The organism is Pseudomonas sp. S1_G07 (assembly GCF_054668565.1).
In genome coordinates this window covers 4,167,116-4,185,976 of the sequence record NZ_CP162778.1, presented here as the reverse complement: position 1 = coordinate 4,185,976, position 18,861 = coordinate 4,167,116, and the positions used below count along the sequence as shown (strand labels likewise).

The window sequence follows — 18,861 nt, the reverse complement described above, 5'->3', positions numbered from 1 at the left end:
ATCAGGCGTGCTCGCCTGGTGGTCCGCGTGTATTCGGATAGGTTGCGGGGTAGATGACTTCATATACCGTGCGCGGCCAGGATCGCCAGGTAGATCAAGACCAGCCCACAGGCGCCATAACTGATGCGCTGCCAGGTGGGCGAGGCATTCTTGCGCAACAGGTTGACCAACGCTGCAATCACAAAGCACGACAACACCGAGGCCAGCATGAAACCGGCAAAAAACATCAGCGTCTGCCCGTGGCTGGGGGTGGCACCGACAATGCCGGACAACGCGCTGCCCAGCGCGCCCCAATAAACGATGTTCTTCGGGTTGGCCAGGGAGATCGCCGCGCCTACCGCCAGTGCGTTTTGCCCGGAGCGGGCAGGTTGGCTGTCCGTCGCAGGCAGTTGCCAGGCATCGATCAGGCTGCGTATGCCCAACCAGGCCAGGTACAGCGCGCAGATCACGGTCAGCGGCACGCGCACGGCGTCGTGCTGGATCAGCAAGGCGATGCCGGTCAGGCCGATGATGGCCCAGACGGCATCGCCCACCAGCGAACCTACCTGCACCAGCAAGGCCGGGGTGAAACCGTGGAGCAAGCCTCGCCGCAGGGTCTCTGCCAACACCGCGCCGGGTGAGAGGCAGAATACAAAACCGAATACCAGCGCGTAGAAGAAAATCGTCAGCATGCCCGCGTCCTTTCGAGAAAGTGCGAGAGCATACGCCAGCCAAGGTGTTCAAATCGACTGCGGATTTACCCGTTGTGTCATCCGATATCCGGCGGCTGGCGGTGCAGATGGATCCGGCGGTATCGGCATCAGACACTCAGGCGCAAGGCGAGCGCGGCCAGGGTGATCAACAGCACCGGCAGGGTCAGCACGATACCGACCTTGAAGTAATAACCCCAAGTGATGGTGATGCCTTTACGCGCCAGGATATGCAGCCACAGCAAGGTGGCGAGGCTGCCGATGGGGGTGATTTTCGGGCCGAGGTCGCTGCCGATCACATTGGCGTAGATCATCGCGTCCTTGACCACGCCCACGGCATGGCTGGACTCGATGGACAGCGCGCCGATCAGGACGGTGGGCAGGTTGTTCATCGCCGACGACAGCAACGCCGTCAGCAGGCCGGTCCCCATCGCCGCGCCCCATACGCCATAGGTGGCAAAGGTATCCAGCCAGGTCGCCAGGTAGGTGGTGAGGCCCGCGTTACGCAGGCCATAGACCACCAGGTACATGCCCAAGGAAAAGATCACGATCTGCCATGGCGCTTCCTTGAGCACTTTGCGCGTGGAAATCATATGGCCCTTGGCGGCAATCACCAGCAACAGCACGGCGCAGACGGCGGAAATCGCGCTGATGGGAATACCCAGGGGTTCCAGGGCAAAGCAGCCGACCAACAGGATGCCCAGCACCCACCAGCCGGCACGGAAGGTAGCGCGGTCGTGGATGGCACTGTCGGGGTCGGCCAGGTCGGCCGGGTCGTAGGACTGCGGAATATCGCGGCGAAAAAACCACAGCAGCACCGCCAGGGTGGCCGCGACGCTGACGAGGTTCACCGGCACCATCACCGCGGCGTATTGGTTGAAGCCGATCTTGAAGTAGTCCGCCGAGACGATATTCACCAGGTTCGACACCACCAGCGGCAGGCTTGCGGTGTCGGCGATAAAGCCGGCGCCCATGACGAACGCCAGGGTCGCCGCCGGTGAGAAGCGCAAGGCCAGCAGCATCGACATCACGATGGGCGTGAGGATGAGTGCCGCGCCGTCATTGGCAAACAACGCCGAGACCAGCGCGCCCAACAGCACCATATAGGCAAACAGACGCCGGCCGCGCCCGCGCCCCCAGCGCGCGACATGCAGCGCGGCCCAGGCGAAGAACCCGGCTTCGTCGAGCAACAGGCTGATGATGATCAGCGCGACAAAGGTGCCGGTGGCGTTCCAGATGATGTGCCACACCACCGGAATGTCGGCCAGGCTGATTACGCCGCAGGCCAGGGCCAGGATAGCGCCCAGGGTCGCGCTCCAGCCCACCCCCAGGCCCTTGGGCTGCCAGATGACAAGGACAATGGTGAAGATAAAAATCGCAACGGCGACAAGCATGAATAAACGCTCCGATGGCACAGCAGCAGGTGCTGGCCGTTTGTGGTCTGTCGCTCCCGGCAGCGGGAGAGGGGGTGGCTATCGTCCAGTGCATGGATCAATTCGCATGCGCAAAGTTCGCCTTCGCGCTCGATAGTCGCGTCAAGCGCGCGGATGACGCCCTGAATGCGAATATCGATGTGCTCGGTCAAATCTTGTTTCAATTGATATGGATCAAAGGCCCGCGAGTCAACCACAAGTGATTGAAATTAAAATGAAACACCCATGTCCTAAAGTGCCTGCCCATTGCCGATAAAGGAAGAGCCCGCGTGACCCGTGCCACTCGCAACCTGCGCAAGACCCTGGATTCCGTCGCGGAGAATAACGAAACCGCAGCGTTCGACCTGATGCGCGCCGTCGAAAAGCTCGGCGATGAAGTGCTGCGCCAGCGCTTGCTCCATACCATTCACCGGCTCAATCAGGACGCCCATGAGCTGCGTGAAGCGCGAGATTCGCTGGAGCAGGTGTTCGTACGCCTGGCCTGAGCAAGATCGTTCAAGACAACCTCGTTGTTGCACTGGCATGCTTGTCGACTGTCCAGCGATGAGCCGTCTTCATGCCTACAGCCTTACCTCATTACGCTTTCGCTCGCGGCGCAATCGCCGTTGTCCCCCTGTCCCTGGCCTGTGCGCCGTGGGGACTGCTTGCCGGCTCCATGGCCATTGATGCGCAACTGACCCCGCTGCAGGCCCAGGGCCTATCGGCGATTGTGTTTGCCGGCGCCGCGCAACTGGTGGCCATCGGTATGGTCAAGAGCGGTGCGAGCCTGATCTCCATCGTCCTCACCACATTGCTGCTGACCTCCCAGCACTTGCTCTACGGCATGCACCTGCGCCCGGTGCTTTCGCCGCTCAAGGCGCGCTGGCGCATGAGCCTGGGGTTTCTGCTCACCGATGAGTTCTTTGCCCTGGTCAGCCACTATGACCGCCAGACCTTTAATCGCTGGTACGCCTTGGGGGTCGGCCTGACGTTCTATATCGTCTGGAACCTCTTCACGCTGGCGGGCATCGTGCTGGGCAAGAGCATTCCGGGTCTTGATCAGTTGGGCCTGGAGTTTTCCATCGCAGCGACCTTTATCGCCTTGATCACCCCGGTGGTACGCGATATATCGACGCTGGTCTGCGTGGCGGTGTCGCTGCTGTTCTCGGTGTGGCTGAGCTTTCTGCACTGGGAGTCGGCCGTAGTGGTATCGGGCCTCTTGGGCATGAGCGCAGGGTTTGCCTGCAAACGACTGGGAGTAGGGCAGCCGTGATTTACCTGATGATTGTGGCCATGGGCCTGGTGGTGTTTCTCAACCGCTACCTGTTTATCGAGCCGAGCCTGCCGGTGCGCCTTGACCGTGGGGCACGAGAGTTTCTCGGGTTCGCGGTGCCGGGCATGCTCACGGCCATTTGCGGGCCAATTATTTTCCTCGCCGACCACCGACTCAACCTCAGCCCGACCAACCCGTATTTGCTGGCCGGAATCTGTGCGGTGGGCTTGATGTTCTGGACGCGCAATGTGCTGCTCACCGTGTTGCTGAGCATGGCGCTGTTCTACCTCTTCCGTTGGTGGTCTTGACGCGCAGGCGAAAAAAAGCCCGCGGGAGGGCGGGCAGAAGGGAGGCTTCTAAAAATGAGCCTGGTCACTATAGGTCGCGGGTACGCCTTTCACAGTGAAACTAACTTCATCCTGCGCGCAGGCCGGTTTTTTTCCTGGCGTTCGCCCCGGCGGCCAGGCATTCCAGCGCGAACTGTTCGGTGCAGTCCACCTGCTAATGGTAGAGTCGCGCTTTTTCCAAGGAGGCGATGGCATGCGTAAGGTGGTAATGGGCGCGTTGGCGCTGGCGGCACTGGCGGGGTGTGCGGGTTCGAAGATGAACGAGGCGCGCTCTGGCACCCCCTACAAGACCCTGGCGTCGGACAAGGCCCCCTTGGTGGTCGCCGAGTGCATCCAGTTCGGCTGGCAGGACGAAGGTGTGTTCGGCGTGGACGCCGGCGGCTTCAAGGAGCCGGACGGGGCGGGTGGCTTCACTGTCTACACCACCGGTGGCGACTACTTTGTGGATGTGAAAAGCACCGGCGCCGGCGCGACTATCCACTACTATGCGGCCCAGGACATGATGCCCGCCAAGCGCCGATTGGCGGCACTCGCGACTTGCCTGTAATCCCTTGCCTTAGTGTTTTTCGGAAATGCCCGGCGGGACAGTCGCCGGGCATTTCGCTTATGATTCATTCCGCTCGCCCGAGGTGATGGCTCTTTACCAGTACACGGAAGTCGAGGCCAGTACCTCGGGCGAGCAACCTTTGTGTCAGCGCGGCATAAAGCCCAGGTGCCAGCGCCGTGGAATCTTCAGTGTCAGCAGCCCCAGCAACCCCGCCAGTATGCCGCTGACGAATAATGCCTTCAGGCCCATGTGCTCCTCCAGCACCGCACCGATCACCGCCCCGACGAACATGCCGCCCCACGGGATCAACTGCACTCGCCAGCCATAGCGACGTTCGCCGAGCATCCAGCGCCCCAGGCCGCGCCCAAAGCGCGACAGCGCCCCGGTCACGTAGGTGAGCCCCACCGGCAAGCCATTGACCTCTTCCACTGCCGCATTGAGCATGCCCATCGCGGTGATCGCCGCCAGCAACGCAGGCAACATATCGTCAAACGGCCACAGTGCCCCCGCGCACAACAACGTGGCAATACATAACAACAATGGCAGTGCATGGCGTCGGCCGAAGCGGCTCACCACCACCCCCAGCGCGTTGCCGGCGACAAAGGTTGCGACCAGCAACATCAGCCGCCCGGTCAGGCCGAGGTCGCCAGCGCTGATCGCTACGGCCAGCCGCGTGGTGTTACCGCTCATGAACGACACAAAGTCGCCGCTGGCCATAAAACCGATGGCATCGGTCATGCCCGCCAGCACCGACAGGCTGGCGACCAGCATCAAACCGACGCGGCCCCGCCAGCGCTGTTGGTGGGCGAGGGCGGCATTGGCCAAGGGTTTGTGGGACGAAGGCAGCATGGGGTCGGGTTCCTCAGTGAGATTATCCGGCCACTACGGTAGGGCGCTTTGATTCAGCATGCAATGACCTCACACACTTCAGGCACAAAGCTTCGCTTTCCCGGCGCATCGGCGCTTATCCTGGACGTCGCAAGGGAGACGCAGCTTGACCCGGCTTGGCTTTTTTCGGTGAGGCTGCGGCCAGTTGCTCAAGGAACATGGCCAGGGCGACCTCTTCAGCCTTGAGGCCCTTGCGCACCCGTGGCCGGGGCAACCTGGACAGCTCGCCCAGGCTGAAATGCTCCAGCACCGCCGGGTGGATGTAACATTTGCGGCACACCGCCGGGGTGTTACCCAGTTGCTTGGCGACCTCCTTGACCATCGCCACCACGTGCCGCTTGGCGTCGGATTCGGGTTGCCATTCCAGTTCCCGCAACACCGCCAGCGCCATGGCGGTGCCGGCCCAGGTGCGGTAATCCTTGGCGGTAAAGTCGGCGCCGGTGAGGCTGTGCAGGTAGGCATTCACATCCTGGGAGCTGACCGTGTGGCGCTCGCCGTTTTCATCCAGGTACTGGAACAGGTGTTGCCCCGGCAACTCCATGCAGCGCTTGACCACATTGGCCAGGCGCCGGTCCTTGACGCTGACCTGGTGCTCCACGCCGCTCTTGCCGCGGAACTGGAACTGAATCTCGCTGCCCTTGATGTCCACATGGCGGTTGCGCAACGTGGTCAAACCGTAGGATTTGTTATCGCGGGCGTACTGGGTATTGCCGACCCGAATCAAGGTGGCATCCAGCAGCGTCACCACCGTGGCCAGGACTTTTTCGCGGGTAAACCCCGGCTTGGCCAACTGGGCTTGCAACTGCTTGCGCAGTTTCGGCAAGGCCTTGCCGAATGCTTGCAGGCGCGAGTATTTATCGCTGTCGCGCACTTCGCGCCAGCGCGCGTGGTAGCGGTATTGCTTGCGCCCACGAGCGTCGCGGCCGGTGGCTTGCAGGTGGCCATGCGGGTCGGCGCAGATCCACACATCGGTGTAGGCGGGCGGTACAGCCAAAGCATTGAGGCGCTTGATCGCGTCGGCGTCGGTGATGCGCTCACCCTGGCTATCGAAATACTGGAACGTGCCACGCACTTTCCTGCGGCGGATGCCGGGTTGCGTGTCGTCAACGTAATGCAGGTCGCGGGGCAGGTCGGCGGGGGGCGCGGAGTCGGGCATGGGCAGGGTCCTTGGCAAAAATCAGGCCGGTATGTCTGATTGACCGCAGCGTTGTGCGGTCGTGCCAAATGGTTAGGCCAGCACCGCGACGGCCTTGATTTGCGCCCATAGCGCCTGCCCGGGGTGCAGTTGCAACTGGTCGCGGGAGAAGCGCGTGATGCGCGCCAGCAATGGCGTGCCGTCGGCGTCCAGGCGCACCAGCACATGGGCGCTGTTGTCGGCGGGGATTTCCTCGGTCACCGTCACCGGCAGGCGATTGAGGATGCTGCTGTGTTCGGCGCCTTGCAGGCTGAGGCTCACATCCCGTGCCCGCACCTTGACCCGCAGCGCCTTGCCGAGATCCAGCGGCGTGTGGGCGACGCGCATGTGCAGCGCATCACCGGGCAATTGCAGGGTGAGCAATTGATAGTGCGGGTCATAAGCGCTGACGCGGCCGTTGATCACCACGCCGGCGTCGTCACCTCGAGCCAGGGGCAGGTCGAGCCGGGCCAGGGTTTCGCCGACAGGGCCACTGGCCAGGGCCTTGCCTTCGCTGAGCAGTACGATGTGATCGGCCAGCCGCGCGACTTCATCCTGGGCATGGCTGACATACAACACCGGGATGTCCAGTTCATCGTGCAGGCGTTCCAGGTACGGCAGGATCTCGCTCTTGCGCTGGCTGTCGAGGGCCGCCAGCGGCTCGTCCATCAGCAACAACCCTGGGCTGGTGAGCAACGCGCGGGCGATGCCGATACGCTGGCGTTCGCCGCCGGACAAGTGCTGGGGGGAGCGCTCCAGCAAGTGAGCGATGCCGAGTAATTCGGTGGCCTGGGCCATCTCCACGCGGCGTTGCTGGCGCGGGATACGCTTGAAGCCGAATGCCAGGTTGGCGCGCACCGACAAGTGCGGGAACAGGCTGGCCTCTTGGAATACATAGCCGAGCGCGCGTTTATGCGGTGGCACGAACAGCCCGTTGCGGCTGTCTTGCCAGACCTCATCGTTGACTTGGATAAAGCCATTATCGGCGCGCTCCAGCCCGGCGATGCAGCGCAGGCAGGTGGTCTTGCCGGAGCCCGAATGCCCGTACAGCGCGGTCACACCACGCCCAGGCAGGTGCAGGTCCACATCCAGGGCAAAGCCCGAATACTTCAGGTGCAGGCGTATATCGATCATCGCCATCAGCTCCAGCCCATCCTGGTTTTACGGCTGGAATAGAGCGCCAGCAACACGAGGAAGGCAAACACCACCATGGACCCCGCAAGCCAATGGGCCTGGGCGTATTCCATGGCTTCGACATGGTCGTAGATCTGCACCGAGACCACACGGGTTTTGTCGGGGATATTGCCGCCGATCATCAGCACCACACCAAATTCACCCACGGTATGCGCAAAACCCAGAATCGAAGCGGTGATAAACCCCGGGCGCGCCAGGGGCAAGATTACGCTGAAGAACGTATCCCACGGATTGGCGCGCAATGTCGCGGCCACTTCCAGTGGGCGCGTGCCGATGGCGCTGAAGGCGTTTTGCAACGGCTGCACCACGAACGGCATGGAGTAGATCACCGAACCGATCACCAGCCCGGCGAAGCTGAAGGTGAGCGTGCCCAGCCCCAGCCATTGGGTGAGCTGGCCGAAATAGCCGTTGGGCCCCATGCTCAGCAGCAGGTAGAAACCGATCACCGTGGGCGGCAGCACCAACGGCAGGGCCACGATCGCGCCGATGGGCCCCCGCCACCAGGAGCGCGTGCGCGACAGCCACAAGGCAATTGGTGTGCCGATGACCAGCAGGATCATGGTGGTCAGTGACGCCAGCTTGATGGTCAGCCAGATCGCGGAAAAATCGGCGCTCGATAGCGGCATTTACAGCTCGTAACCGTAGGACTTGATAATGGCAGCAGCTTTCGGCCCTTTCAGGTACTCGACCAATGCCTTGGCGGCGGCGCTGTCTTTGCCCTTGTTGAGGATCACCGCATCCTGTTTGATCGGGTCGTGCAGGGCAGCGGGGACGATCCATGCCGAGCCGCGGGTGACCTTGCCGTCTTTATAGATCTGCGACAAGGCCACAAAACCCAGTTCGGCGTTGCCGGTGGACACGAACTGATAGGCCTGGGTGATGTTCTGGCCTTCGACGAGCTTGTCCTTGACCGTCTCGCTCAGGCCTTCCTTTGCCAGCACTTGGGTCGCGGCCAGGCCGTAGGGCGCGGCCTTCGGGTTGGCGATGGACAAGTGCTTGAATTGATTGTTCTTGAGCACCTGGCCCTGGGCGTCCACGTACCCGTCCTGGGCCGACCACAGCGCGAGGGTGCCTACGGCGTAGGTGAAGCGCGAGCCCTTGACGGTCTCACCTTCGTTTTCGAGTTTTTGTGTCGTGGTGTCGTCGGCGCTCAGGAACACGTCGAAGGGCGCGCCGTTCTTGATCTGGGCGTAGAACTGCCCGGTGGCGCCGTAGGCCGCGACCAGCTTATGGCCGGTGTCTTTCTCGAAGTCGGTGGCAATCGCCTGGATCGGCGCGGTGAAGTTGGCGGCGACGGCCACCTGGACTTCATCGGCGTAGGCCGAACCAAAAGTGAGGGCGGCGATCAAGGCGGCCAGGCGTGACGCGTGAATCAACATGAAGCAGCTCCTTGGAATGTACGGCTGGGCAGGGCGAAAAAGCGCTACCGCTATGTATGGGAATATATAGCGGTTAGCCATTGCCGGTACAGCGCAACGTTGCCACAGGCGTTGGGCCTATTTGAGCCTGGCCAACGTCTGTTCGGCTAACTGGCGGGTCAGGTCATAGGTGCTCATGTCCTTGCCCAGGCGCACTGCCTGACCCGCCCACAGGTTGCTGAACCCGGCTTCATCCTTGGCCTTGAGCGGTATCAGCGCACCACCGGCCTTGGGGAACGCCGGCGCCGCCGGGTTGATCGCCCCCAACTCGCGCATCACCCGGTTGACAATGCCCCGGGCCGGGCGGCCGGTGAACAGGTTGGTCAGCGCGGTTTCGCTGGCTTGGGCATGACGCAGGGCGTGGTGGTGGGTGGCGGTCACATTCGCCTCAGGGGTAAACAGGTAGGCGGTGCCAATCTGTACCGCCGAGGCGCCCAGGGCGAACGCTGCGACAATCCCGCGTGCATCGCCGATGCCGCCGGCGGCAATCACCGGCACGCGCACGGCGTCAACGATTTGTGGCAGCAGGGCGAACAGGCCGATCTGGGTGTTGAGATCGTCGCTGAGAAACAAGCCACGATGGCCGCCGGCCTCGATGCCCATGGCGATGATTGCATCGCAACCGTGCTGTTCCAGCCAGCGCGCTTCTTCCACCGTGGTGGCCGAGGACAGCACTTTGGCGCCGGTGGCTTTTACCCGATCCAGCAGCGACTTTTCCGGCAAGCCAAAGTGGAAACTCACCACCTCGGGACGGAATTCTTCAACCACCTGGCAGGCGGCGTCGTTGAACGGCGCACGATTGGAGACCGGTGTTGGCGCCTCGAAATCGGCGCCCAATTCACGGTAGTAAGGCTCCAGCAGCGCTTTCCAGTGAAGGTCCCGCGCTTCGTCCGCCTCGGGCGGCTGATGGCAGAAGAAATTGACATTGATCGGCCGTGTGCTGGCCTGACGGATAGTGACCAGCGCTTCTCGCAGTTGCTCGATGCTCAACGCTGCGGCAGGCATTGACCCGAGTGCGCCGGCGTTGTTGGCGGCAATGACCATGGCCGTGGTGGTGCCGACGGCCATGGGCGCCTGGATGATCGGTACATCGATGCCCAGCAGGTCGAGAATACGAGTGTCTGGCCAGGTGCTCATGGCATGCGTCTCCAGCGGTAGTCAGGTTTTTCGCTGTTTTAGCAGGGCGCCCGGCTGCCGGCCAGTCTGTTTTATTCACTGGACGAGACGTGTTTTTCGTGAGCCTCAGTGGTCGCGTTCACGCTCCAGCAACTGCCGCTTGCGCTCAACCCCCCAGCGATAGCCGGACACGTCGCCGTTGCTGCGCACCACGCGGTGACAGGGGATCGCCACCGCCAGGCTGTTCGCGCCACAGGCCTGGGCCACTGCCCGATACGCCGTGGGCGCGCCGATTCGTTCGGCGATCTGCGCATAGCTGGCGGTGGCGCCCACCGGGATGTCGCGCAAGGCTTGCCATACCCGCTCCTGAAACGCGGTGCCGCGTAAATCCAGGGGCAGGTCCAGGCCCAGTGCGGGCGCTTCGATAAAACCCACGACGTGCGCGATCAACTGTTCAAAGCTGTGATCGGCGCCCACCAGGTCGGCCCTGGGGAATTGATCCTGCAGGTCACGCACCAGTTGGTCCGGATCATCCCCCAGCAAAATCGCGCACACACCGCGTGGGCTCTGCGCTACCAGGATCGCCCCCAGCGAACATTGCCCCACCGCAAACCGTATCTCGCTGTTGGTGCCGCCGGCCTTGTAGTCGCTGGGTTTCATGCCGAGCCGCTGGTGGGCCGACTCATAGAAGCGACTGTTGGAATTGAAGCCTGCGTCATACAGCGCATCGGTCACCGAGTGTTGGCCCTTGAGCCCGTCACGCACTTTGCGTGAGCGGTGGGCGCTGGCGTAGCCCTTGGGCGTCAGGCCGGTGACCGCTTTGAATACGCGGTGGAAGTGAAACGGGCTCAGCCCCGTGTGTGCGGCGAGAGTGGCCAGACTGGGCGGGGTGTCGGCCTGTTCGATATAGCGGCAGGCGTCGGCCACCAGTCGCGCATGTTGGGCGGCGCGCTGGGTCTGGTCGCCGGCGGCGCGTTTGCTCGGGCGATAACCGGCCGCTTCGGCATGCGCCGGCGAGTCGAAGAATTCGATGTTTTCCGGGCGCGGCAAACGCGAGGCGCTGCTGGGCCGGCAATATACACCGGTGGTTTTCACGCCGTAGACGAACAGCGCGTCAGCCTTGGGGTCGCGGGCGAGAATCGCAGCCCAGCGGGGATCTTGTTCGGCGGTCATGGTCGGCACTCTTGACGGTTCCTGGGCAGGTTAGTCGTGCGGTGTTCGCCTGGCACTCCGAAGCTTGCGGTCAAATCAGCCGGCGGTGCGAAACGTCAGGTTGATGCGCTGCGGCCCCATGACCGGGTGCACCCCGTCCTTGATCGGCATCACGCCGTGAAAACGCAGGCGATCGACCCCGCCCCAAACCACCACGTCGCCATGGAACAACGAGATCCTCTGCGGCTTGTCGCTGCGGGCATGGCCGCCAAACAGAAAGATCGCCGGCAAGCCGAGGGACAGCGATACCACAGGCGCGTCGAAGCAGCGTTCGTTCTTGTCCTGGTGCAACGACATTTTAGCCCCCGTCAGATAACGGTTGATCAGGCAGGCGTCGGGCGCGAAGCCGATAAACCCGGCGTCTGCCGCCGCGCGCACAGCCAGTTCGCGCAACGCGTCGGGCAGGGCCGGCCAGGGTTGCTGACTGCGCGGGTCCAAGGGGCTGTAGCGGTAGCCGCGAGTGTCGGTGGTCCAGCCCAACTCGCCGCAACTGCTCAACGCTGCGGACATGGTGAAGCCACCGGGGGTGACCATTTGCCGAAATGGCGATTGCGCCAGCACACGGCGCAGTTCGGGTAGCAATTGCTCAACCCAAGGCAGGGCATAACCCCTCAGCACATAGGATTGTTCGCCAATTTGCTCACGCCCCGAGGGTTGTTGCAGGGCATCATCGGCGAACAGGTCGGCGGTGGGGCCGGGCATGGCTTAGAGCGCCTTGCTCACGTTGATGTCGGTGATTTCATCACTGGCATCATGGATTTTCGCCAAGGCTTGTTTGGCTTCTTCGACGCTGTTGGTCTGCAGTTGCGCGAACTCAAAGCGGCGCTCGCCGTTGAGTTTGTACTTGATCACATATTTAGTGGTGGCAGTCACGGCTATTTCCTGTGGCGTATTCGGGTCAGCTCAGCTTGCTGCTGGTGCGGCGTACGATGCGAATCTTGTGGGACAGCGCAGGTTTGCGGGTAACGCTGATGGCGCGGCGCGTGACCACATCCAGGGTGATGTTCCAGAACCCGGTGCTGGGCGCGGTGATTTTGGCGGGGAATGTATCGAATGCGCCACCGTGGTAGGTGTGGCGTCCGCCGTTCTTGAAACTGCGAAAATTCGCATCGCTCATCAGACGAATATTACAAGTCTGCGAGCATTCAATGACGACGATATCTCCCTCGTTGAGGTGCTCGCGCTGGTGAATGAATTTCATGAGGGGTGTCTCCAGAAGGGCTTTTTCTGAAAAATCAGAACGATACGTAGGTTAAGATGGAGTTTATCAGCCCCAGCGTGTTTATTATCCGCTCGTCTGCAATCACATCGACAATTTAAAACAGTTATTTACCCCGTTATCAGCGATAAATCCTACGTGCGCGGGAGAAAAATACTATCCCCGCTGTCGTAGGGTCTTTATTGGAGGTTTTATATGAAGTGGAGTGTGTTGGTTCTGACCTTGGCGATAGGTGGGTGTGCTTCGGTTGCAGACATCAAGCAAACCCCTCCGACGTTGGCGGTTATTTCCGGAAAGAAGCCGCAGGAATATGCCGCTTGCGTCGTGAATAAATTGTCTGCGACGCGCCGGCCACCGCAGATCGAGCCTCACAAGGGCGGTGTCCAGGTGATCGTGCCGCAGAAATTCTCGGCTGATCCGTCGGCGATCTTTGAAATCGAAGAGCGTTCCAGTGGCAGCAGCATCAAGCTCTACGAGAGTATGTCCAACGTGCCTATTCGCCCAGGCGACGTTAAGAAAGCCGGGGAAGATTGCATTTCCGGCTGACACGCTAATGAGTGGGTCAAACGGTAGAGAGCGTGTTGATCGGGCAAGGCATCCGTTAAACTGTCGGCTATTCAATAGCAAAATGCCGCTCAAACCCTGAGTTTGCGCGGCATTTGTCTTTTTCTGGAAGCCGCTCATGAAACGTGAACACGTCATCGCCCACCATGCCGAAGGTCAGATTTCGACCACCCATATCATTCAGAACCCCGCCGATCTCGGTGAGTGGATCGTGTTTTTCAAGAAGAGTGGCGGGCGCAGTTTCTTCCTGGTCAATGATCAGGATGAGGTCGAGTCCTTCCAGCGCCTGGATGATCTGGTCGAGATCCTGCGTGGCCTGGGTATCAAGTTCGCCGACGTTCACCTATAGGGCGTTGTCGCTACTTGCAGACCACCACCACGCTGCGTCCCTTGAAATTGCCCACATCCTTGCCGAGTGTTTTGTCATCTGCACTCAGCGCAGGCGTGCCCTCGGTGCCGACAATGCGGTAGCCGGTGCCCGCGCAGGAGGCATCGGCTTTTTCGTAGCAACTGGCCCAGGAATTGGCCTCGCCCGAACAATCGATGGTCAGGCCTTGTTCGCCGTTTTTCAGGTAGACGTCGGAAGTGGTGGTGCAGCCGGCGAGCGCCAGTACCGCGGTCAGTGCCAGGATCTTGTTCATGTGTGTTCGTCGTCGAAGGTGTTGGAAGGGGCGCTGACACTGTCGTGGGGCGTTTGCAAAAGATTATAGCGAACTGCCATCTAGGTACAGACAAACACAAAAAAGCCCCGTCACTCGGGGCTTTCGTGCAGGGTACGGTGCTTACTTGCCTTTCGGCCGCTTGCTGGACGCATGGCCTGCTTCATCCACGAACACTTCAGCTACCGCAATCGCTTCACGCTCGGTGGCGAATGAGCCCGCGACGCTATCGCCGTGGAAGTTGATCAAGTGCCAGCCATCCGCTCGCTGTGTGATCAGGTAGCCGTTCACGCCTTTTGGTTCTGACATCTATTAACAATCTCGTGGTCTGGTTCAAGGGCGTAATGATAGCGCCAAATGTCGCGGGGCCGCGCAAGTTATTCAAGGTCAGTGTCGTGCGCTGAAAAGCGTGCTAAAACAGTTGCAGCCCTTTTAAACAGGAGGGCCAGGCATTTTTTGTCGTGTCGGCGTGGAAGCTCTTCGTAAGATTAGCGGAACTTACGCCGACATTTTTTCTCTATGATGACATCGCAACGCCAGCAGCTGCCCATTGTAAGGCGACTGCGGCCTGATTAGACTGCGCCGAATTCCGTACGCATAGCCCTTTGTTTTGTAAGGACCCATATGATCAAGAAATGCTTGTTCCCAGCAGCCGGTTACGGCACTCGCTTCTTGCCAGCGACCAAGGCCATGCCCAAAGAGATGCTGCCGGTGGTGAACAAGCCACTGATTCAGTACGGCGTTGAAGAGGCACTGGATGCCGGTCTGAACGAAATCTCCATCGTGACTGGGCGTGGTAAGCGCGCACTGGAAGACCACTTCGACATCAGCTACGAGCTGGAAAACCAGATCAAGGGCACCGACAAGGAAAAATACCTGGTCGGTATCCGCAAGCTGCTCGACGAATGCTCGTTCTCCTACACCCGTCAGACCCAGATGAAAGGCCTCGGCCACGCGATCCTCACCGGCCGTCCGCTGATCGGTGACGAACCGTTCGCCGTGGTACTGGCGGATGACCTGTGTGTCAACCTGGAAGGCGACGGCGTACTGACCCAGATGGTCAAGCTGTACCAGAAATATCGCTGCACCATCGTCGCGGTTCAAGAGGTTGACCCTCAGGAAACCAACAAGTACGGCGTGATTGCCGGCGACGACATTGGCGATGGCCTGATCCGTGTACGCGATATGGTCGAGAAGCCAGCACCGGAAGACGCACCGTCGAATCTGGCGATCATCGGTCGCTACATCCTGACGCCGGACATCTTCAAGTTGATCGAAGAAACCGAGCCAGGCAAGGGTGGCGAGATCCAGATCACCGACGCCCTGTTGAAGCAGGCCAAAGACGGTTGCGTGATTGCCTACAAGTTCAAAGGTCGTCGTTTTGACTGCGGTGGCGCCGAAGGCTACATTGAAGCGACCAACTTCTGCTACGAGCACTTCTACAAGACTGGCAAGGCTTACTGATTCACGCTTGCCCACTTCTAAAAAGCCACCTTCGCAGGTGGCTTTTTCGTTTTTCGGTCCCATGTAAGTCGGTATGCTGATGGCCTGCCGAGGAGAGTGAAATGGCCTACGATTTTGACCTGTATGTAATTGGCGCCGGTTCCGGCGGTGTTCGCGCGGCACGCTTTGCCGCGGGCTTTGGCGCGAAGGTGGCCGTGGCGGAAAGCCGCTACCTGGGAGGGACCTGTGTCAACGTCGGGTGCGTGCCGAAGAAGCTGTTGGTGTACGGCGCGCATTTTGCCGAAGACTTCGAGCAGGCCGGCGGTTTTGGCTGGTCCCTGGGCGAGGCGAACTTCGACTGGGCGACCCTGATCGCCAACAAGAATCGCGAGATCAACCGCCTCAATGGCATCTATCGCAACCTGCTGGTCAACAGCGGCGTGACCCTGCATGAAGGGCATGCGCGGCTGGTTGACGCGCATCAGGTGGAAATCAATGGTGAGCGCTTTACCGCCAAGCACATCCTGATCGCTACCGGTGGCTGGCCACAGATTCCGCAGATCCCAGGGCATGAGCACGCAATTGGCTCCAACGAGGCGTTCTTCCTTAAAGCGCTGCCCAAGCGCGTACTGGTGGTTGGCGGTGGCTATATCGCCGTGGAGTTCGCCGGAATTTTCCACGGCTTGGGTGCAAAAACCTCGCTGCTGTATCGCGGTGACCTGTTCCTGCGCGGTTTTGATGGCGCGGTGCGCACGCACCTGAAGGAAGAGTTGACCAAGCGCGGTCTGGACCTGCAATTCAACGCTGATATCGAGCGCATCGATAAACAGCCCGACGGCAGCCTCGCGGCCACCCTGAAAGACGGTCGCGTGCTGGAAGCCGATTGTGTGTTCTATGCCACCGGCCGCCGCCCGATGTTGGATAACCTCGGCTTGGAAAACACCGGCGTCAACTTGGATGAGCGTGGGTTTGTCCAGGTGAATGATCGGTACGAGACTTCCGAGCCATCGATCCTGGCAATCGGCGATGTGATCGGCCGCGTACAGCTGACGCCGGTAGCGCTCGCCGAAGGCATGGCCGTGGCGCGTCGCCTGTTCAAGCCCGAGCACTATCGCCCGGTGGATTACGCGATGATCCCGACAGCGGTGTTCAGCCTGCCGAATATCGGCACGGTCGGCTTGACGGAAGAGGAGGCGAAGAAGAACGGCCATAAGGTGCAGGTTTTCGAAAGCCGCTTCCGGCCGATGAAGCTGACGCTGACGGATTGCCAGGAGAAGACCCTGATGAAACTGGTGGTCGATGCCGACACCGATAAAGTGCTGGGCTGCCATATGGTGGGCCCGGACGCCGGTGAGATCGTCCAGGGCCTGGCGATCGCGCTCAAGGCGGGCGCGACCAAGCAGCATTTTGACGAAACCATCGGCGTGCACCCCACGGCGGCGGAAGAGTTTGTCACCATGCGCACGCCTGTGGCGCACTGATCAGGTTTTGGGGGTTGCCTCTGGCGCCGTTGCAACGACGGCCGCCAGGCGCAATGCCTCGATACTGGCCTGGGCCTTGATAAGCTCAAGCTCCAGGGTTTTGTTGGCGTGCTGCTGTTCGGCCAGTGTCTGCTGACGCGACTGGTTCTCCAGCACGGCGACGCGCAGGCGCTCCTGAAGCAGGCTTCGTTCGTTGTCGGCCCTATTCACCTGTTCGTTCAGCTTGAGGTGCAGTGCCTGGTCTTTGCGGGCCTGTTCCTGCAGCGTATTCAGTTCCTTTGCGGTCACTCGGTGCTCAATCAGCAACCGCTCGTTATCACGGTGCAGTTGGGTGATTTCGTCCTGACGCACCAGCGCACTTTGCTGGGCCTGGCGCAGTTCCGCCTGGAGCTGCTGCAACTGGCCTTCGTGGCGCCGCTGCTCCTGCTCACGCTGCTCTTTGATCGCGTTGCGGTAATGCTCCAGTGCGTCACGAGCGTGCAGGTGTTTTTCTTCCAGTGAGCGAATCTGCTCGTCTTTGTCGCTGAGGCGTAATTCGTAATCGCTGCACGCCTGGCTGAGCCCGGCGTTGCGGGTTTGTTCGGTCTGCAGGCTGGTGCTTGCGGTGTGCAGGGCGGCGCTTTGTTCGGCGAGCGCGGCGGCCTGGATATCGAACTGCTGCTGGAGTTGACCGTGGGCCTCTTCAAGCGTCGCCACCTGGTCGAGCAGGGCGGCCTTCTGCTGTTCGAATTGTGCCTGGGCCAGGTCAATCGGCTCCTGCGCCTTCTCCTTCAGGCGCTGTGCCAGGCGCGCCACCAGTTCACCCAGCTCATCGTCGATGGGCGCTTCGGTGATGGTCAGGCGCGTTTCGCTGTCGTCCAGTTCCTTCAAATAACGATGAATCGTGGTTTTCGAACCGGTATTGCCCATCTCGATGCGTACGGCATCGATGCTGGGGTTTTCGCCGCGAGCGAGGATCGCCAGGCGTGCCGTTTGAACTACTGCTTTGTTTATGCCGCCGCGAGCCATGGGGTCTCCGTCGATTTTGTACTGTGGTATGTAGTATGTATTTACATACCATATCACAAGTAAAAATCGTTTGAAATTCAGGCTTTAACAGGTGGGATATTGGCGTATTATCCCGTGTGATACGGGGTTTGAATGCTGATACACCCGCCAGCAGTACGAATAGGCCTCCCATGAGCGATCTGGATCGTTATCTCAATGCCGCTACCCGCGACAACACGCGGCGCAGCTATCGCGCGGCGATTGAACACTTTGAAGTGAGTTGGGGTGGCTTCCTGCCCGCCACCAGCGACAGCGTGGCGCGCTATCTGGTGGCGCATGCGGGGGTGCTGGCGGTCAACACCTTGAAGCTGCGGCTCTCGGCATTGGCGCAATGGCATACCAGCCAGGGTTTTTCCGACCCGACCAAGGCACCGGTGGTGCGCAAGGTGCTCAAGGGCATCCGCGCCGTGCACCCCGCGCAGGAGAAACAGGCCGAACCTTTGCAGCTCAAACACCTGGAGCAGGTGGTGGCCTCGCTTGAGGCGCAGGCCAGGCAAGCGCTCGACACTGAGGATCACCCGCGCCTGCTGCGCGCCAAACGAGATACGGCGCTGATCCTGCTGGGTTTCTGGCGCGGCTTTCGCAGCGACGAGCTGTGCCGCCTGCAGATCGAGCATGTCCAGGCCACGCCTGGTGCCGGGATCAGCCTGTACCTGCCGCGCAGCAAAAGCGACCGCGACAACCTCGGCAAGACTTACCACACCCCGGCGCTGCTGCGGTTGTGCCCGGTGCAGGCCTACAGCGAATGGCTCAGCGCCTCGGCCCTGGTGCGCGGCCCGGTATTCCGGGGTGTCGACCGCTGGGGCAATCTGGGGGAGGGGGGCTTGCATCCCAACAGCGTTATCCCGTTGTTGCGCCAGGCCCTTGAGCGTGCTGGCATCGCCGCCGAGCAATACACCAGCCATTCCTTGCGCCGTGGCTTTGCCACCTGGGCTCATCGCAGCGGCTGGGACCTGAAGTCACTGATGAGTTACGTCGGCTGGAGCGACATGAAATCGGCCATGCGCTATGTTGAAGCGACCCCCTTTCTCGGTATGACCCTGGCGACCCAAGCGCTGCTTTGAGATTTCTTCTATTAATACAGCCGGCTGATAGCGAAAACCAATCGTCAGCATCAGGTTTGCCAATGAGCCATCGGCCGAAGGAGTGGGTAGGATTCACTTCATCAACTTCTTAAC

The 18,861-nt window shown here is 60.9% G+C and carries 25 protein-coding genes; 10 read left to right on the top strand and 15 right to left on the bottom strand.

What is annotated here, in order from left to right:
- Positions 1-59 precede the first annotated feature (59 nt).
- Both AB4O05_RS19125 and AB4O05_RS19120 read right to left on the bottom strand, forming a co-directional pair.
- Positions 60-671 (bottom strand): LysE family transporter, encoded by a 612-nt coding sequence (locus AB4O05_RS19125; protein ID WP_460135967.1) that lies wholly within the window; start codon positions 669-671, stop codon positions 60-62.
- A gap of 128 nt (positions 672-799) precedes the next feature.
- Positions 800-2,083: an arsenic transporter gene (locus AB4O05_RS19120; RefSeq protein WP_460135969.1), complete on the bottom strand. Its 1,284-nt coding sequence runs from the start codon at positions 2,081-2,083 to the stop codon at positions 800-802.
- A gap of 14 nt (positions 2,084-2,097) precedes the next feature.
- Here AB4O05_RS19120 and AB4O05_RS19115 point away from each other — a divergent pair, with 14 nt between their 5' ends.
- From AB4O05_RS19115 to AB4O05_RS19095, 5 genes are all read left to right on the top strand, one after another.
- On the top strand, positions 2,098-2,325 hold the full coding sequence (locus AB4O05_RS19115; RefSeq protein WP_460164777.1) for a hypothetical protein: 228 nt from the start codon (positions 2,098-2,100) through the stop codon (positions 2,323-2,325).
- A gap of 66 nt (positions 2,326-2,391) precedes the next feature.
- A complete protein-coding gene (locus tag AB4O05_RS19110; RefSeq protein ID WP_460135971.1) occupies positions 2,392-2,607 on the top strand; it encodes a hypothetical protein in 216 nt (71 codons plus the stop codon).
- Between the two features lie 71 nt (positions 2,608-2,678).
- Positions 2,679-3,374, top strand: a complete 696-nt coding sequence (locus AB4O05_RS19105) for an AzlC family ABC transporter permease (RefSeq protein WP_460135972.1) — start codon at positions 2,679-2,681, stop codon at positions 3,372-3,374.
- Positions 3,371-3,682 carry an AzlD domain-containing protein gene (locus AB4O05_RS19100; protein WP_460135973.1) on the top strand — a complete coding sequence of 104 codons (312 nt, stop codon included), beginning with the start codon at positions 3,371-3,373 and terminating at the stop codon, positions 3,680-3,682. The genes AB4O05_RS19105 and AB4O05_RS19100 overlap by 4 nt, the downstream gene beginning before the upstream one ends.
- Positions 3,683-3,914: 232 nt before the next feature.
- On the top strand, positions 3,915-4,268 hold the full coding sequence (locus AB4O05_RS19095; protein ID WP_460135974.1) for a hypothetical protein: 354 nt from the start codon (positions 3,915-3,917) through the stop codon (positions 4,266-4,268).
- A 144-nt stretch (positions 4,269-4,412) separates the two neighbouring features.
- Here the strand turns inward: AB4O05_RS19095 and AB4O05_RS19090 are convergent, their stop codons facing one another.
- From AB4O05_RS19090 to AB4O05_RS19045, 10 genes are all read right to left on the bottom strand, one after another.
- Positions 4,413-5,117 (bottom strand): YoaK family protein, encoded by a 705-nt coding sequence (locus AB4O05_RS19090; RefSeq protein WP_460135975.1) that lies wholly within the window; start codon positions 5,115-5,117, stop codon positions 4,413-4,415.
- A 115-nt stretch (positions 5,118-5,232) separates the two neighbouring features.
- Positions 5,233-6,312: a DNA topoisomerase IB gene (locus AB4O05_RS19085; RefSeq protein ID WP_460135976.1), complete on the bottom strand. Its 1,080-nt coding sequence runs from the start codon at positions 6,310-6,312 to the stop codon at positions 5,233-5,235.
- A gap of 72 nt (positions 6,313-6,384) precedes the next feature.
- On the bottom strand, positions 6,385-7,464 hold the full coding sequence (modC, locus tag AB4O05_RS19080; protein ID WP_460135977.1) for a molybdenum ABC transporter ATP-binding protein: 1,080 nt from the start codon (positions 7,462-7,464) through the stop codon (positions 6,385-6,387).
- Positions 7,465-7,469: 5 nt separating this feature from the next.
- Complete coding sequence (gene modB / locus AB4O05_RS19075) at positions 7,470-8,150, bottom strand: molybdate ABC transporter permease subunit (RefSeq protein WP_460135978.1); 681 nt, start codon at positions 8,148-8,150, stop codon at positions 7,470-7,472.
- On the bottom strand, positions 8,151-8,903 hold the full coding sequence (gene modA / locus AB4O05_RS19070; RefSeq protein WP_460135979.1) for a molybdate ABC transporter substrate-binding protein: 753 nt from the start codon (positions 8,901-8,903) through the stop codon (positions 8,151-8,153).
- A 117-nt stretch (positions 8,904-9,020) separates the two neighbouring features.
- The gene (locus tag AB4O05_RS19065) at positions 9,021-10,079 is read right to left on the bottom strand and encodes an NAD(P)H-dependent flavin oxidoreductase (RefSeq protein ID WP_460135980.1); all 1,059 of its coding nucleotides are present in this window, start codon (positions 10,077-10,079) and stop codon (positions 9,021-9,023) included.
- 105 nt (positions 10,080-10,184) lie between these two features.
- The gene (ada, locus tag AB4O05_RS19060) at positions 10,185-11,231 is read right to left on the bottom strand and encodes a bifunctional DNA-binding transcriptional regulator/O6-methylguanine-DNA methyltransferase Ada (protein WP_460135981.1); all 1,047 of its coding nucleotides are present in this window, start codon (positions 11,229-11,231) and stop codon (positions 10,185-10,187) included.
- A gap of 75 nt (positions 11,232-11,306) precedes the next feature.
- Entirely contained in the window at positions 11,307-11,972 is a 666-nt protein-coding gene (gene alkB / locus AB4O05_RS19055) for a DNA oxidative demethylase AlkB (protein ID WP_460135982.1), read from the bottom strand.
- Positions 11,973-11,975: 3 nt separating this feature from the next.
- Positions 11,976-12,143 carry a hypothetical protein gene (locus tag AB4O05_RS19050; protein ID WP_012724160.1) on the bottom strand — a complete coding sequence of 56 codons (168 nt, stop codon included), beginning with the start codon at positions 12,141-12,143 and terminating at the stop codon, positions 11,976-11,978.
- A gap of 25 nt (positions 12,144-12,168) precedes the next feature.
- Positions 12,169-12,471, bottom strand: a complete 303-nt coding sequence (locus tag AB4O05_RS19045; protein ID WP_034105160.1) for a DUF1883 domain-containing protein — start codon at positions 12,469-12,471, stop codon at positions 12,169-12,171.
- A 213-nt stretch (positions 12,472-12,684) separates the two neighbouring features.
- On the opposite strand from AB4O05_RS19045, the gene AB4O05_RS19040 reads away from it, so the two are divergent.
- Both AB4O05_RS19040 and AB4O05_RS19035 read left to right on the top strand, forming a co-directional pair.
- Positions 12,685-13,035, top strand: a complete 351-nt coding sequence (locus tag AB4O05_RS19040; protein ID WP_460135983.1) for a hypothetical protein — start codon at positions 12,685-12,687, stop codon at positions 13,033-13,035.
- A gap of 136 nt (positions 13,036-13,171) precedes the next feature.
- On the top strand, positions 13,172-13,402 hold the full coding sequence (locus tag AB4O05_RS19035) for a hypothetical protein (RefSeq protein WP_460135984.1): 231 nt from the start codon (positions 13,172-13,174) through the stop codon (positions 13,400-13,402).
- A gap of 10 nt (positions 13,403-13,412) precedes the next feature.
- On the opposite strand, the gene AB4O05_RS19030 is transcribed toward AB4O05_RS19035, so the two are convergent.
- Together AB4O05_RS19030 and AB4O05_RS19025 are read right to left on the bottom strand one after the other, a co-directional pair.
- The gene (locus AB4O05_RS19030) at positions 13,413-13,694 is read right to left on the bottom strand and encodes a hypothetical protein (protein WP_460135985.1); all 282 of its coding nucleotides are present in this window, start codon (positions 13,692-13,694) and stop codon (positions 13,413-13,415) included.
- A gap of 141 nt (positions 13,695-13,835) precedes the next feature.
- Positions 13,836-14,021 carry a hypothetical protein gene (locus tag AB4O05_RS19025; protein WP_010562799.1) on the bottom strand — a complete coding sequence of 62 codons (186 nt, stop codon included), beginning with the start codon at positions 14,019-14,021 and terminating at the stop codon, positions 13,836-13,838.
- Between the two features lie 315 nt (positions 14,022-14,336).
- Between AB4O05_RS19025 and galU the strand changes: the two genes are divergently transcribed.
- The gene (gene galU, locus AB4O05_RS19020) at positions 14,337-15,176 is read left to right on the top strand and encodes a UTP--glucose-1-phosphate uridylyltransferase GalU (protein ID WP_003212579.1); all 840 of its coding nucleotides are present in this window, start codon (positions 14,337-14,339) and stop codon (positions 15,174-15,176) included.
- A gap of 101 nt (positions 15,177-15,277) precedes the next feature.
- Entirely contained in the window at positions 15,278-16,636 is a 1,359-nt protein-coding gene (gorA, locus tag AB4O05_RS19015) for a glutathione-disulfide reductase (RefSeq protein ID WP_460135986.1), read from the top strand.
- On the opposite strand, the gene AB4O05_RS19010 is transcribed toward gorA, so the two are convergent.
- A complete protein-coding gene (locus AB4O05_RS19010; protein ID WP_460135987.1) occupies positions 16,637-17,644 on the bottom strand; it encodes a DNA-binding protein in 1,008 nt (335 codons plus the stop codon).
- Between the two features lie 170 nt (positions 17,645-17,814).
- Between AB4O05_RS19010 and AB4O05_RS19005 the strand changes: the two genes are divergently transcribed.
- Positions 17,815-18,747, top strand: coding sequence for a site-specific integrase (locus AB4O05_RS19005; protein WP_460164776.1), 933 nt, complete (start codon positions 17,815-17,817; stop codon positions 18,745-18,747).
- Positions 18,748-18,861: the final 114 nt, after the last annotated feature.

Coding starts and splice junctions, on each gene's coding strand:
- AB4O05_RS19125 (WP_460135967.1), bottom strand. CDS start 671: ATGCTGACGATTTTCTTCTACGCGCTGGTATTCGGTTTTGTATTCTGC.
- AB4O05_RS19120 (WP_460135969.1), bottom strand. CDS start 2,083: ATGCTTGTCGCCGTTGCGATTTTTATCTTCACCATTGTCCTTGTCATC.
- AB4O05_RS19115 (WP_460164777.1), top strand. CDS start 2,098: ATGGCACAGCAGCAGGTGCTGGCCGTTTGTGGTCTGTCGCTCCCGGCA.
- AB4O05_RS19105 (WP_460135972.1), top strand. CDS start 2,679: ATGCCTACAGCCTTACCTCATTACGCTTTCGCTCGCGGCGCAATCGCC.
- AB4O05_RS19095 (WP_460135974.1), top strand. CDS start 3,915: ATGCGTAAGGTGGTAATGGGCGCGTTGGCGCTGGCGGCACTGGCGGGG.
- AB4O05_RS19090 (WP_460135975.1), bottom strand. CDS start 5,117: ATGCTGCCTTCGTCCCACAAACCCTTGGCCAATGCCGCCCTCGCCCAC.
- AB4O05_RS19085 (WP_460135976.1), bottom strand. CDS start 6,312: ATGCCCGACTCCGCGCCCCCCGCCGACCTGCCCCGCGACCTGCATTAC.
- modC (WP_460135977.1), bottom strand. CDS start 7,464: ATGATCGATATACGCCTGCACCTGAAGTATTCGGGCTTTGCCCTGGAT.
- modB (WP_460135978.1), bottom strand. CDS start 8,150: ATGCCGCTATCGAGCGCCGATTTTTCCGCGATCTGGCTGACCATCAAG.
- modA (WP_460135979.1), bottom strand. CDS start 8,903: ATGTTGATTCACGCGTCACGCCTGGCCGCCTTGATCGCCGCCCTCACT.
- AB4O05_RS19065 (WP_460135980.1), bottom strand. CDS start 10,079: ATGAGCACCTGGCCAGACACTCGTATTCTCGACCTGCTGGGCATCGAT.
- ada (WP_460135981.1), bottom strand. CDS start 11,231: ATGACCGCCGAACAAGATCCCCGCTGGGCTGCGATTCTCGCCCGCGAC.
- alkB (WP_460135982.1), bottom strand. CDS start 11,972: ATGCCCGGCCCCACCGCCGACCTGTTCGCCGATGATGCCCTGCAACAA.
- AB4O05_RS19045 (WP_034105160.1), bottom strand. CDS start 12,471: ATGAAATTCATTCACCAGCGCGAGCACCTCAACGAGGGAGATATCGTC.
- AB4O05_RS19040 (WP_460135983.1), top strand. CDS start 12,685: ATGAAGTGGAGTGTGTTGGTTCTGACCTTGGCGATAGGTGGGTGTGCT.
- AB4O05_RS19035 (WP_460135984.1), top strand. CDS start 13,172: ATGAAACGTGAACACGTCATCGCCCACCATGCCGAAGGTCAGATTTCG.
- AB4O05_RS19030 (WP_460135985.1), bottom strand. CDS start 13,694: ATGAACAAGATCCTGGCACTGACCGCGGTACTGGCGCTCGCCGGCTGC.
- AB4O05_RS19025 (WP_010562799.1), bottom strand. CDS start 14,021: ATGTCAGAACCAAAAGGCGTGAACGGCTACCTGATCACACAGCGAGCG.
- galU (WP_003212579.1), top strand. CDS start 14,337: ATGATCAAGAAATGCTTGTTCCCAGCAGCCGGTTACGGCACTCGCTTC.
- gorA (WP_460135986.1), top strand. CDS start 15,278: ATGGCCTACGATTTTGACCTGTATGTAATTGGCGCCGGTTCCGGCGGT.
- AB4O05_RS19010 (WP_460135987.1), bottom strand. CDS start 17,644: ATGGCTCGCGGCGGCATAAACAAAGCAGTAGTTCAAACGGCACGCCTG.
- AB4O05_RS19005 (WP_460164776.1), top strand. CDS start 17,815: ATGAGCGATCTGGATCGTTATCTCAATGCCGCTACCCGCGACAACACG.